This is a genomic window from Psychroserpens sp. (assembly GCF_047633235.1).
In the GTDB taxonomy this organism is placed as follows: domain Bacteria; phylum Bacteroidota; class Bacteroidia; order Flavobacteriales; family Flavobacteriaceae; genus Psychroserpens.
The window spans coordinates 38014-51026 of the sequence record NZ_JBLIET010000024.1 but is presented as its reverse complement, the minus strand read 5'-3'; the positions used below and the strand labels follow the sequence as shown (position 1 = coordinate 51026).

Here is a 13013-nt window from a genome sequence, read left to right as displayed (position 1 = left end):
ATAATCAATAAAATTGGTATTTAGTTTTCAAGGAGTATTCTCAACCTTCTTCATGAATCCCATTATCTCTCAAGGTATCGGTCATAAAATGATGTAATTCGTGCATTTGTGTCATTCCGGTTTTTTTGCCTAAGCGACCACCAAAATAGAGTGCGAGCCATATTTCAATCATGAAAAGCGTGAAAAACAATGGTAAGGTATAACTGTCGCCTAAAGATCAGTTGACATAGGTCAAAATTCCACTTCCTATAAATAATCCAGCCACAACAAAATGAAAAAACATAAATAGTGTCCAGATGGTTGGATTGGGGCCAAAAAGGCCATAAATAATGCTGCCTTTGTTCTCGTTTTGGTTAATCTCTAAGTGCAACTGAGGTGACCAATAATGCTGTTGTTATTCTGGGATTTTAATAGATATATGATTATCAATACGGGATACAATAAAATCTTTTTGAGTCGTCTCAGTATCTTCAAAAAAATCTAAAATAGAGGTATTGTTTTCCTTTAGATGAAACTTAAAACGCGGTCTTAATATGATTTTATGGGTTGAGACATTGTAATTTCATAAGAACATTTTAAATTACTGTTTTTTGATTAAACTCTCAAAAGCTACGCATTCAAACTTTTAAAAAAAAGTGTTATTGAGTTCTTTCACTACTATTTAAGGCAAAAATAATAGTGCATCCAACATATTGTTTACCTTTGCACCCGCTTACAGGATATGTAACGCAAATAAAATAAAGAAGTTATGGGTAGTATAGTTGCAATAGTTGGTCGTCCAAATGTAGGGAAATCAACTTTATTTAATCGCTTAATTCAACGTAGAGAAGCCATTGTTGACGCAGTAAGTGGTGTAACAAGAGACAGACACTATGGTAAAAGTGACTGGAACGGAAAAGAATTTTCTTTAATAGATACTGGTGGATATGTCAAAGGAAGTGATGACGTATTTGAGGCAGAAATCGATAAACAAGTAGAATTGGCTATCGATGAAGCAGATGCTATCATTTTTATGGTAGATGTTGAGACCGGTGTTACAGGAATGGATGAAGATGTCGCCCGATTACTTCGTAAAGTTGACAAACCAATATTTTTAGTTGTAAATAAAGTTGATAACGGTAAACGTAATGAAGACGCAGTAGAATTCTACGCATTGGGTCTTGGAGAATATTTTACAATTGCCAGTATTAATGGAAGCGGAACAGGAGATTTACTAGACGCTCTAGTTAAAGCTTTACCAGAAATAGAAGAAGAGGAAGAAAAAGACGATTTGCCAAGATTTGCGGTCGTTGGTCGTCCTAATGCTGGAAAATCATCATTTATTAATGCGCTAATTGGTAAAGAGCGTTACATCGTAACAGATGTTGCAGGTACAACTAGGGATTCTATAGATACGACTTATAACCGCTTCGGTTTCGAATTTAATTTAGTAGATACAGCAGGAATTAGACGTAAATCTAAGGTAAAAGAAGATTTAGAGTTCTATTCTGTAATGCGAAGTGTACGAGCTATTGAGCATTGTGACGTATGTCTTGTTATTTTAGATGCCACTCGAGGATTTGATGGTCAAGTACAAAATATATTCTGGCTAGCACAACGTAATCGTAAAGGTATCGTAGTACTTGTCAATAAATGGGATTTGGTAGAAAAGGAAACCCAGACCATGAAGGAGTATGAAAAGGTGATCAGAAAAGAAATGGAACCTTTTACAGATGTCCCAATTGTGTTTATTTCAGTATTAACTAAACAGCGTATTTATAAAGCGATTGAAACAGCTGTTGAAGTATATCAAAATAGAACTAAAAAAATCAAAACAAGTAAGCTTAACGAAGTTTTATTACCGGTTATTGAGAATTATCCACCACCAGCATATAAAGGTAAATTCGTAAAGATTAAATACATCATGCAGTTGCCTACTCCACAGCCACAGTTTGCATTCTTTTGCAACTTGCCACAGTACGTGAGAGACCCATATAAACGTTTCTTAGAGAATAATCTAAGAGAGTTGTTTGACTTTAAAGGAGTTCCTATTAGCATTTACATGCGTAAAAAATAAATATTTATTTTTATTAAACTTATTGTCTTCGGAAATGTGCCACATCCAATAGTTTGACTATTGGATGTTTGCTTTTGTGAGTATAACAACCTGTTAAAACTGAACGCGTAAGACATAATCTTACACAAGAAGACTGAGCTCAAAGACTAGGAGTGAGTGGACAATAATCCATTAAGGCTATTGAAAAAACTAAGTTTGTGCTTTTAACAGTCTTGGCCATAAAAATGATTAAACTTCTTTATACAACTTGTCTAAGAATTCTCTTTTCTAAAAGAAGGAGAGTAGTTTTAAATTTTATGAAATAATTAAGAAATTTCATACGAAAACTAAAGTATATTCGTTTTGTAATAAAACAGCACTAATCATCAATCAATCAGCTAAATGAATAAATTATTTTATGTCTTCATACTCCTAAGTGTGTCCCTTTCATTCTCACAATCCAAGACATTTAAAATTTCTGGAAAAATACTTTCCCAAGACAATAAAGAGCCTTTAGAAGCGGCAACGGTTTATTTGGAGCGCTTAAAAGATAGTAGTCTAGTAACGTATACAATTTCTGACAAAGAAGGTTTGTTTGAAATCTCAGAGGAAACTTACGACGAAAAACTCAATTTATATATAGACTATGTAGGTTATAGAACCTATTTCAAGCAGATTACAATTAACAAAGGTATCATAGATATTGGCACTATAGCCTTAAGGATTAGTAATGCTTTAGATGAAGTCGTCATAAAATCAAGATCACCAATTACCTTTAAAAAAGACACACTGGAGTTCAACGTAAAATCTTTTAAAACCAAGAAGGATGCTAACGTTGAAGATTTATTAAAGCAGTTACCTGGAGTAGAGGTGGATGAAGCAGGTAAAATCACTGTAAATGGTAAAGATGTAAGTAAAATATTAGTTAATGGGAAGCCCTTTTTTGGTGACGATCCAACAATAACGACGCGTAACCTCACAAAGGATATTATAGAGAAAGTTCAAATCACAGATACCAAAACGAAGTCTGAGGCTTTCTCAGGAGAAGAAGGCGATACAGAGAATAAAACTATTAATCTTACTATTAAAGAAGAAAATAATAAAGGCGTTTTTGGTAGGGTTTCAGGAGGTGCAGGGACAGATGAGCGTTACGAACTCGCTGGTATGGTCAACGTTTTTGATAACGATAGACGTGTAAGTGTTCTCGCTGGTGGAAATAATACCAATTCCCCAGGATTTAGTTTTGGAGAAATTCAAGAAATGTTTGGAGGTGGTTATAGTATGAGTATGAATAGTAGTGGTGCATTTACAATTGACGGTAGATCATTTGGTAATGGAGAAGGCATAACGACATCCCAAAATGTAGGTGCTAACTATGCAGATGTTCTTAGTGATAAAGTAGAAATCAATGCCGATTATTTTTACTCTGGTAGTAACTCAGATAACGAAACCATGACAGCACGTGAAAATATCTTACCAGATTCGCGATTCTTTTCAGATTCGCGATCAAAATCTTTAAGTAATGGAGAAAACCATAGTGCTAATCTTGGTTTTGATATAGAAATTGATTCTACGTTTTTAATTAATATCAATCCTTCGTTAAAATGGTCAACATCTAATAGAACGTTTTCCGAAGATGAAGAAACACGTAATGAAGATAATGAATTGACCAATCAATCTACAACGGCATCATTTTCTGAAAGCGATGCAAAGAATTTTGATAACGAATTAGATATCACAAAACGATTTGGTAATAACGGTGCATTCTTAAAGTTTAAAATAGATACCGAATATAATACAAGCGTATCCAATGATTTTTTAACCTCAGAGACTAACTTTTTAAATTCTTCAAATGAGGATATTATTCGAGATCAATTCACCGATTCTGAAAATAATAACCGCAGTTTTAATGCATCAGCAACTTACAGATTACCTCTAATAGCAAAAGAGTTATTCTTAGATTTTGAATATAACTTTAGAGACGATAATCGTACTAATTTACGAAGTACGTTTGATCGTGATGAGGTGACTAATCAATTTACCGATTTTAATCTCGATTTAAGTACAGACTTTGAGTATCAAAATAAAGAAAATTCACCATCCTTGAAATTATCATATCGTAAAGAAAAATGGTCCACCAGTTTTACGACCAAATATGTATTTAGAACACTCGAAAATAAAGACTTTTTACGACCAGAATTAGATATAAAACGAAACTTTGAGGCTATAGAATTACGCTCTTATTTTAATTACCGCTTTAGCGAGAAAGCATCTATGTACACGGGTTACTCCCTAAATAATAGACCACCAAGCTTAACACAGTTGCAACCTTTTCAAAACGTTAACAATCCTTTAAATACGATTACTGGTAATCCAAATTTAGAACCCACAAATAGTCATCGTTTGTATATGGGTTATAATGCGTTTGATTTTCAGAAAAAAACAGGAATCTATAGCTATGCAAGTGTTAATTTTAATAATAATGCGGTTGTTTCTAGAACCATTGTAAATCCAGAAACCTTAAAGAGAACAACCACCTATGCCAATGTAAATGGTAATTATGATCTCTACGGAAACATCAACTACAGCAAAACGGTTAAAACAGACTCTATTAGATCCATCAAATTTGATGCTGGAATGTCAGCCAGTTTAAACCGTAATGTGAATTTTAATAATGAAGTTCAATATAAAAGCAACGTAACATCATTAACCCCTAGTGCTGGATTGCGGTTTACCTGGAAAAAGGTGTTAGAATTAAGACCTCGTTATCGATTAACATTTACAAAAAACACCTTTGATGTTGATGCCTTTGAAGATGTAGATTTTATTAGACACGATTTAGATTTAAATTTCACAACCTATCTTCCTAAAGCTTTTGAATGGACTAATAACATCGATTTTGCATACAACCCTAATGTTGCAGCAGGATTTCAAAAGAGCGCATGGTTTTGGAATTCTACGCTTGCCTATTCATTCTTAGATGATAAAGCACTCATGACTTTGAAAGTTTATGATTTGTTGAATCAAAATACGAACGCAAGACGTCAAGCAACTCAAAACTTTATTGAAGATAGCCAGAGTACAGTATTGGAGCAGTACTTTATGTTAAGCTTTAGCTGGAAATTTAATAGTCTAGGGTCAAAAGGAGAAACAGGTCAAGGTGATATATTCTTTATGGATTAGATTTTTAGTCAACAGTCAACAGCTACTTATTTATATTAAATAGAACTAGGTAATGCTCCTGCTTTTAAAGGAGAGCACGCGTTCTCACAGAAGAGGTCGTTATTTTTAATGTTTAGTTTTGAGATCTTGATAACGTTTTTAAGCTCTAAATATCCAGTCATCAATTTTTTTTAAAACTGAGTAAAATCTAGCGCTTTTCTTCTTAGCGAAGGGAAGACAAATTCAATTCTGCTGAATTAGGAGGGTTTTGAGCCCGTCAGTGAGAACGTTTTATATTTCCGAAGAAAATATTGTAAACATTTTGAGAAATTACAAGAGATTTGAATCCTTCCGGTTTTGATTTTTTACTGAAATCAAATGTGTCTTTCTTTGAATACAGGGAAGGAATTAATTTTTGTATTTAACCTTGAGATATATTTGAGTTTCAGCTAAAGACTAAAAACCTACCAACTTCCACCAGCACCACCTCCCGAGAATCCACCACCTCCAAAGCCGCCTCCAAAACCGCCTCCTCCAAAGCCACCTCCAGAAGAACTGCCGCCTCCAAAGAGACCTCCGCCAGATCTATTGCCATAACTTCCGCGACCCATATTGCTCAAAATGATAGCATCTAAAATGCTGGTACTATTCGTTCTTTTGCCACCGCTTCCGTTATTTCCACCTCCACGTCTATTTTTAGAGATGGCAATTATAAAAATTATAAAAATGATGAACATGACTATAAAAACTCCGACCGGAAAATCACCACCAGAATTATTGGATTGTCGTGTGCCTTGGTAAGTGCCCTTTAATATTTCAAAAATAGCATCAGAACCTTTGTTGAGGCCTTGGTAATAGTCTCCTCTTTTAAATTCAGGAATTATAATATTTCTCGTGACTTCTCCTGTAATACCAGCAGTTAATTTGTCTTCAACACCATAGCCAGGAGAAATCCATATTTTACGATCTTCGCGCGCTAGTAATATAAACACACCATTATCTTCTTTAGCTTGACCAATACCCCATTCTTGAGCCCATTTAGGCGCTAAGAGCCCAATATTTTCACCTTTAGTAGTGGCGATAATAGCGATAACAATTTGAGATGAGGTCGTGTCAGAATATCGAATAAGCTTTTGCTCTAGATTGTCTTTTTCTGAAGAAGATAAGAGTTTAACATAGTCATAGACACTCGTCTGCTTCTCTGGAATAGGAGGGATGTCAAATTGAGCAGAAACTGTTTGAGCACAACATAAAAATACGAATGAAAACATCAAAAGACTCTTCATTGAACCCATCAAGTGATATGTTCTTTTTTTACTGCTCATTGCATACTGCATATTGCTCACTGTTTTATCCTTTAGAAATCTCGTTTGGTAATTCGTTTGTATCGCCATGAATCCATGGGAAATGTTTTTTTAATTGCTCACCTGCTTGTAATACGCCTTCAATGAGACCTTGTTTGAACCTATTCGCTTTAAAATGCGATTGCATAACGTCTTTTGTACTGTCCCAAAAATGAGTAGGCACAACATCATTGATGCCTTTGTCACCATAAATCACAAAGGTTTTGGTATCAATAGCGACGTAAATTAAAACACCATTTTGTTGTTTGGTGTTATCCATTTTTAAGTAATGAAAAACCTCCATAGCACGCTCAAAGGCATCAAGTTGGGATGCTCGTTCTATGTGCACACGAATCTCACCAGACGTGCTCTCTTCTGCATCGCATATCGCACCAATGATTTCTTGTTCTTCTTCTGCTGTTAAAAAGGCTTCTACTTTAGACATAATTATTTACCAAAATCAAATTCTACGTCTACAGGTTTTTCAGCGCCAGCTTCTGCATCAAAATAGGGCTTAGCATCAAATCCGAAAATTCCTGCAAAAATACTATTGGGGAATTCTTTCACATGAATATTATAGGGCTTTATGGCTTCATTGTAACGTGTACGTGCGGTTTGAATTGTGTTCTCAGTGCTTGTTAATTCATCTTGAAGTTTCAAGAAGTTTTGATTCGATTTTAAATCAGGATAACGCTCAACAGTAACTAAAAGTCTTGATAGCGCACTACTTAATCCGCCTTGCGCTTCATTGAATTGTTTCAACTGCTCTGGTGTAATATTTGAGGGGTCAATAGTGGTTTGAGTTGCTTTAGAGCGCGCTTCAATCACATCGGTTAATGTATTGCGTTCAAAATCGGCAGCTCCTTTTACAGTGTTTACTAAATTACCAATAAGATCGTTACGACGTTGATAAGATGTTTGAACGTTTCCCCATGCCTCGCCTACATTTTCGTTGAGCTGAACTGCAGTATTGTTAAATCCTTTTCCCCAAGAGTAACCAGCAATTACTAAAAGGGCTATAATAATTAAAGGAACGAGTAATTTTTTCATGATAATACAGTTTTATAGTTGTGATTTTATTTTGTTAAGTTGTGCTTTGATACCTTCTAGTTTTTCTATAATTTCAAAAGTGTCAAGAGATTGTTTTTTACCTTCTTTAAGATGAGTTTTTGCGCCTTCTAATGTGAATCCGCGTTCTTTTACCAAGTGATAAATAAACTTCAGGTTCTTAATGTCTTCTGGCGTAAACTTACGATTGCCTTTAGCATTTTTTTTTGGTTTTAAAATATCAAACTCTTTTTCCCAAAACCGAATTAAAGAGGTGTTGACGTCAAAAGCTTTAGCGACTTCGCCAATACCATAATAGCGTTTTTCCGGAATATTTATGTACATAGCTTTAGTCTAAAGATTGATTTTCTAAGGATGCTTTTTGCAGTAAAAGCGCATATTCTTCGGCAGTTAAATTTCCGTAGTAAAAATTAATAGGATTGATACGTTCTTCGTCTTTAAAGATTTCATAGTGTAAATGCGGCGCTTCAGATCGTCCAGTACTACCAACGTAACCAATGAGATCACCACGTTTCACCTTTTGGTTAGAACGCACTTCATATTTATATAAATGGGCATAAAGTGACATGTAGCCATAGCCATGGTCTATTCTAATGTGATTACCATAACCTGTAGCATTATTGTCTGCTCGTATGACTACCCCGTCACCAGTGGCATACACAGGTGTGCCTCGAGGCGCAGTAAAATCCATACCAAAGTGAAATTTCCGCACCTTAGTAAACGGGTCTGTTCTATAGCCATAACCAGAAGCCATACGCTTAAGGTCTTTATTTCTTACAGGTTGAATCGCTGGAATTGAGGATAAGAATTTCTCTTTATCTTCTGCTAAAACTGCAATTTCATCTAAGGATCGCGATTGTACTACCACCGCTTTTTGAAGTTTATCTAATCGTTTGTTGCTTTCTATAATGAGTTCTGAGTTGTCATAACCCTCATATTTTTTATAACGGTTAACACCTCCAAAACCAGCGCGACGTTGTTCCTCTGGTATTGGATTAGCTTCAAAATATAATCTATAAATAGAGTTATCACGCTCTTCTACGCTCTCTAAAGCAGCAAACGCATTGTCAACACGTTTATTTAATAACTGGTATTGTAATTCCATATTAGAAAGCTCCCGTTTTAAAGCGCGTTCTCTTGGTGATTGTATGTATTGGCTCGCAATAAAAACGAATAGAAATCCGAAAAGAGAAGAGGCTAATAAAAAAATAAATCCATACGTCACGGTTTTCCCCTTCTTACGCTCTATTTTGCGGTAAGAAAGTGTTTCTGAATCGTAATGATATTTTACTTTAGCCATATCTTAAAAAATTCTATTTTTGCAAGACTAAATAGAACGTAACACAAATATATAAATTGTTTCTCATTTATCGAATATAATAGAAACACGTTTTAATCACAATAAATGAAATATCTAACGATAACTTTAATTAAAAAAAGTTCTTGTTTTTTTAGATGTTCTATGTGACAAATGAAAAAAATAATAACAAGCACATGAAGTCTCAAGACATTCGAAATACATTTTTAAACTTCTTTGAAGAAAAAAAGCATAGCATAGTACCATCTGCACCAATGGTTTTAAAAGACGATCCAACATTAATGTTTGTCAATTCTGGTATGGCACCGTTTAAAGAATTTTTCCTCGGAAATGCGCAACCCAAGAACAGTCGTCTCACAGATACCCAAAAATGTCTTCGCGTTTCTGGTAAGCATAATGATTTGGAAGAAGTGGGCTATGATACTTACCATCATACACTTTTTGAGATGCTCGGTAACTGGAGTTTTGGGGACTACTTTAAAAAAGAAGCTATTGCTTGGGCTTGGGAGCTATTGACTGATAAATTTGGTATCGATAAAGAGATGCTTTACGTTACTGTTTTTGAAGGTAGTGATGATGCTGATCAGTTACCCATGGATCAAGAAGCTTACGATTTTTGGAAAGGTCACATTTCCGAAGATAGAATCCTTATGGGAAACAAAAACGATAACTTTTGGGAAATGGGAGATCAAGGGCCTTGTGGACCTTGTAGTGAAATTCATGTGGATATACGCTCTGCGGAAGAAAAAGCTAAAGTGGATGGAAAAACTTTAATTAATAGGGATCATCCTCAGGTTGTAGAAATCTGGAACTTGGTCTTTATGCAGTATAACCGGAAAGCAAATAAGTCTTTAGAGAACTTACCAGATAAGCATATCGATACAGGAATGGGATTTGAACGTTTATGTATGGTGATGCAAGGTGTGCAGTCTAATTATGACACCGATGTATTTACACCTATCATTCGTGAAATTGAAACCATTACAGATAAAGACTACGGGAAAAATGAAAAGATAGATATCGCCATTCGTGTGATTTCAGATCATGTTCGGGCTGTTTCGTTTTCTATTGCTGATGGTCAATTACCAAGCAATACAGGAGCTGGTTACGTCATTCGTAGAATTTTGCGTCGTGCAGTGCGTTACGGGTTTACCTTTTTAGATAAAAAGGAACCCTTTATCTATAGATTAGTAGAAGTGCTTGTAAAACAAATGGGACAAACATTCCCTGAGTTGAAAGTACAACGTCAATTGATTGAAAATGTAATTAAAGAGGAAGAAGCTTCTTTTTTGAGAACTTTAGATCAAGGATTGATTTTATTAGACCGCATCATTGAGAACTCACAAACGAAAGAAATTTCGGGAACAAAGGTATTTGAACTTAAAGATACCTATGGGTTTCCAGAGGATTTAACGGATTTGATTCTTCGCGAAAATGGATATACCTACAATCATGGAGATTTTGATAAGAAGTTAAAAGAACAGCAAGGTAGAGGAAAGGAAGCATCACAACTAAAATCTGATGATTGGACTATCCTTATTGAAGATGAAGAACAAGAGTTTATTGGATATGATACTCTAGAAGCTCAAGTTAAAATCACTAAATATAGAAAGGTCACTTCTAAAAAAGATGGTGAGTTATATCAACTGATTTTTAATAGGACACCTTTTTATGCTGAAGGAGGAGGACAAGTTGGTGACAAAGGGTATTTAGAAAATGCTCAAGGAGATGTCGTTTACATTGTGGACACCAAAAAAGAAAATAATATAGCAGTTCATTTTGCTAAAAGTTTACCGAAAAATGTCAATGACACTCAAAAAGCTTCTGTAGATGTTAAACAACGTTATAGAACAGAATGTAATCATACAGCAACACATTTATTACATCAAGCACTTCGTGATATTTTAGGAATTCATGTGGAGCAAAAAGGATCTGCGGTACATTCTAAATATTTGCGATTTGATTTCTCACATTTCGCAAAATTGACTGTTGATGAATTAAGAGACGTAGAAGATTTTGTCAATAGACGTATCTACGGCCAATTGCCATTACAAGAAAAGCGTAACATACCAATGCAACAAGCAATTGACGATGGTGCTATGGCGTTATTTGGTGAGAAATATGGTGATACAGTACGCGCAGTTCGTTTTGGACAATCTATAGAACTATGTGGAGGAACGCATGTGAAAAATACAGGTGATATCTGGCACTTTAAAATTGTATCAGAAGGTGCGGTAGCTTCAGGTATTCGTCGTATTGAAGCGATTACAAGTGATGCTGTTAAAGAGTTCTACTTTGAAAATAACAGGACGTATTTTGAAATGAGAGATCTATTGAATAATGCAAAAGAACCTGTTAAAGCACTACAAAGTTTACAGGATGAAAACGTAACTCTCAAAAAACAGATTGATGGTTTATTAAAAGATAAAGCAAAAGCTATAAAAGGGGATCTTAAAAATGAAATCACCGAAGTTAATGGCATAAATTTCTTAGCTAAGAAATTAGACTTAGATGCCTCTGGAATTAAAGATGTGTGTTTTGAATTAGGCAGTCAATTTGATAATTTATTCTTGTTGTTTGGAGCAGAAAATGACGGTAAAGCTATTTTGTCATGTTACATTTCAAAAGAATTGGTAACCAGTAAAGATCTCAATGCAGGAACTATAGTTAGAGAACTAGGTAAGCATATCCAAGGTGGTGGTGGCGGACAACCATTCTTTGCAACTGCTGGTGGGAAAAAACCTGAAGGCATTGAGGAGGCTTTGACAGCTGCTGAAGTTTATTTGGTCTAGCTAATTTATCGCAAAGACGCATAGGTGCAAAGAGCAATTAGACTTGACTTATAGAGCCGCTTTAATTGTAGCAGATAACGTTATAATTGAAATTAAATTTGTTCAAGAAATTCATCCAGTTCATCTAACCAATTATTAACATATTTTAAACGTATCAATTTTAAACTCGGATTATCAATTAATTTTAACAATCCATTAATTTGAACACGAATCAATAGAACTGCAAATAATTTAGAGGTCTTTAATATTCAGTTATAGAGTAGAGATTAGTAAACACATAAGAGTGACTCTGCATCTCTGAGTCTTTGCGAGAAATAAAAGTCAATAGATATGAACCTACAAACCAAAATACCACTAATCGCTCAACATTTTAATCAAATAGATTATAACTCAAAAGTGCTTTTGTTAGGCTCATGTTTCTCTGAAAACATTGGTGTGAAGTTCGAGTATTTTAAATTTCAGAAACTACAAAATCCGTTTGGGATCTTGTTTCATCCTTTAGCGATTGAAACCTTGATTACAAATGCTATTAATAAAAAGAGTTATACTAAAGACGCTATTTTTTTCCATAACGAGCAATGGCATTGTTATGATGCACATTCTCGTTTGAGTAACGCGTCGCAAGACCAACTACTTCAAGATTTAAATGCTACTATTACAAGTACGCATCAGTTTTTAAAAGAGGCGTCTCATGTCGTAATTACTCTGGGAACTGCTTGGGCATATCGTTTTATTGAAACAGATACGTATGTCGCCAACTGTCATAAGATTCCGCAGAAAAAATTCTTGAAAGAACTGCTTTCTGTAGATGAAATCGCAGCATCGTTGAATGCTATTATAAGTTTAGTTAAAAGTGTAAACTCTAAGGCATCCTTTATTTTTACGGTGTCACCAGTGAGACATATTAAAGACGGATTTGTTGAGAATACCCAAAGTAAATCACATCTTATTACGGCGATACACAGCGTAATTAACGACGGTTCAATGCGTACTCCCGAAGCGTATTTTCCGTCTTATGAGATAATGATGGATGAACTTCGTGATTATAGATTCTATACCGAGGATATGTTGCATCCAAATACCACTGCTGTTAATTATATTTGGGAGCGTTTTGTGGAGGTCTGGATTTTGGAAGACACACAAAATACAATGAAAGCCATTGAGGAGATTCAAATGGGATTAGCACACCTACCGTTTAATCCAAATTCTGAAGCGCATCAGGTCTTTCTAAACCGCCTGGATGATAAGAAAACCGATATAGAATCAAAGTTCTCTCACATTGCATTTTAAGTCAT

General features: G+C 34.9%; 11 protein-coding genes. 5 read left to right on the top strand and 6 right to left on the bottom strand.

The features are described from left to right. Positions 1 to 40 precede the first annotated feature (40 nt). Positions 41 to 172 carry a hypothetical protein gene (locus ACJAZK_RS09550; RefSeq protein ID WP_415223739.1) on the bottom strand — a complete coding sequence of 44 codons (132 nt, stop codon included), beginning with the start codon at positions 170 to 172 and terminating at the stop codon, positions 41 to 43. Positions 173 to 748: 576 nt separating this feature from the next. Here ACJAZK_RS09550 and der point away from each other — a divergent pair. Then, positions 749 to 2056, top strand: a complete 1308-nt coding sequence (der, locus tag ACJAZK_RS09545) for a ribosome biogenesis GTPase Der (RefSeq protein ID WP_415223738.1) — start codon at positions 749 to 751, stop codon at positions 2054 to 2056. Positions 2057 to 2437: 381 nt separating this feature from the next. Further along, a complete protein-coding gene (locus ACJAZK_RS09540) occupies positions 2438 to 5218 on the top strand; it encodes an outer membrane beta-barrel protein (protein WP_415223737.1) in 2781 nt (926 codons plus the stop codon). A gap of 443 nt (positions 5219 to 5661) precedes the next feature. Here the strand turns inward: ACJAZK_RS09540 and ACJAZK_RS09535 are convergent, their stop codons facing one another. The 5 genes from ACJAZK_RS09535 to ACJAZK_RS09515 are packed head-to-tail and all read right to left on the bottom strand — an operon-like array spanning position 5662 to position 8908. After that, positions 5662 to 6522, bottom strand: coding sequence for a TPM domain-containing protein (locus ACJAZK_RS09535; protein ID WP_415223736.1), 861 nt, complete (start codon positions 6520 to 6522; stop codon positions 5662 to 5664). A 25-nt stretch (positions 6523 to 6547) separates the two neighbouring features. Further along, a complete protein-coding gene (locus tag ACJAZK_RS09530) occupies positions 6548 to 6985 on the bottom strand; it encodes a TPM domain-containing protein (RefSeq protein ID WP_415223735.1) in 438 nt (145 codons plus the stop codon). Positions 6986 to 6987: 2 nt separating this feature from the next. After that, the gene (locus ACJAZK_RS09525) at positions 6988 to 7590 is read right to left on the bottom strand and encodes a LemA family protein (protein WP_415223734.1); all 603 of its coding nucleotides are present in this window, start codon (positions 7588 to 7590) and stop codon (positions 6988 to 6990) included. A 12-nt stretch (positions 7591 to 7602) separates the two neighbouring features. Next, the gene (locus ACJAZK_RS09520; protein WP_415223733.1) at positions 7603 to 7932 is read right to left on the bottom strand and encodes a MerR family transcriptional regulator; all 330 of its coding nucleotides are present in this window, start codon (positions 7930 to 7932) and stop codon (positions 7603 to 7605) included. A 4-nt stretch (positions 7933 to 7936) separates the two neighbouring features. Further along, positions 7937 to 8908: a M23 family metallopeptidase gene (locus ACJAZK_RS09515; protein WP_415223732.1), complete on the bottom strand. Its 972-nt coding sequence runs from the start codon at positions 8906 to 8908 to the stop codon at positions 7937 to 7939. A 194-nt stretch (positions 8909 to 9102) separates the two neighbouring features. On the opposite strand from ACJAZK_RS09515, the gene alaS reads away from it, so the two are divergent. The 3 genes from alaS to ACJAZK_RS09500 all read left to right on the top strand — a co-directional run bounded on the left by alaS (position 9103) and on the right by ACJAZK_RS09500 (position 13008). Next, a complete protein-coding gene (gene alaS, locus ACJAZK_RS09510; protein WP_415223731.1) occupies positions 9103 to 11718 on the top strand; it encodes an alanine--tRNA ligase in 2616 nt (871 codons plus the stop codon). Between the two features lie 43 nt (positions 11719 to 11761). After that, the gene (locus ACJAZK_RS09505; protein WP_415223730.1) at positions 11762 to 11857 is read left to right on the top strand and encodes a hypothetical protein; all 96 of its coding nucleotides are present in this window, start codon (positions 11762 to 11764) and stop codon (positions 11855 to 11857) included. A 191-nt stretch (positions 11858 to 12048) separates the two neighbouring features. Further along, complete coding sequence (locus ACJAZK_RS09500; protein ID WP_415223729.1) at positions 12049 to 13008, top strand: GSCFA domain-containing protein; 960 nt, start codon at positions 12049 to 12051, stop codon at positions 13006 to 13008. Positions 13009 to 13013 lie beyond the last annotated feature (5 nt).

What these genes read in the sequence shown, in the direction of transcription:
- ACJAZK_RS09550 (WP_415223739.1), bottom strand. Translation starts at nt 172, where the DNA reads ATGATTGAAATATGGCTCGCACTCTATTTTGGTGGTCGCTTAGGCAAA.
- der (WP_415223738.1), top strand. Translation starts at nt 749, where the DNA reads ATGGGTAGTATAGTTGCAATAGTTGGTCGTCCAAATGTAGGGAAATCA.
- ACJAZK_RS09540 (WP_415223737.1), top strand. Translation starts at nt 2,438, where the DNA reads ATGAATAAATTATTTTATGTCTTCATACTCCTAAGTGTGTCCCTTTCA.
- ACJAZK_RS09535 (WP_415223736.1), bottom strand. Translation starts at nt 6,522, where the DNA reads ATGAGCAGTAAAAAAAGAACATATCACTTGATGGGTTCAATGAAGAGT.
- ACJAZK_RS09530 (WP_415223735.1), bottom strand. Translation starts at nt 6,985, where the DNA reads ATGTCTAAAGTAGAAGCCTTTTTAACAGCAGAAGAAGAACAAGAAATC.
- ACJAZK_RS09525 (WP_415223734.1), bottom strand. Translation starts at nt 7,590, where the DNA reads ATGAAAAAATTACTCGTTCCTTTAATTATTATAGCCCTTTTAGTAATT.
- ACJAZK_RS09520 (WP_415223733.1), bottom strand. Translation starts at nt 7,932, where the DNA reads ATGTACATAAATATTCCGGAAAAACGCTATTATGGTATTGGCGAAGTC.
- ACJAZK_RS09515 (WP_415223732.1), bottom strand. Translation starts at nt 8,908, where the DNA reads ATGGCTAAAGTAAAATATCATTACGATTCAGAAACACTTTCTTACCGC.
- alaS (WP_415223731.1), top strand. Translation starts at nt 9,103, where the DNA reads ATGAAGTCTCAAGACATTCGAAATACATTTTTAAACTTCTTTGAAGAA.
- ACJAZK_RS09500 (WP_415223729.1), top strand. Translation starts at nt 12,049, where the DNA reads ATGAACCTACAAACCAAAATACCACTAATCGCTCAACATTTTAATCAA.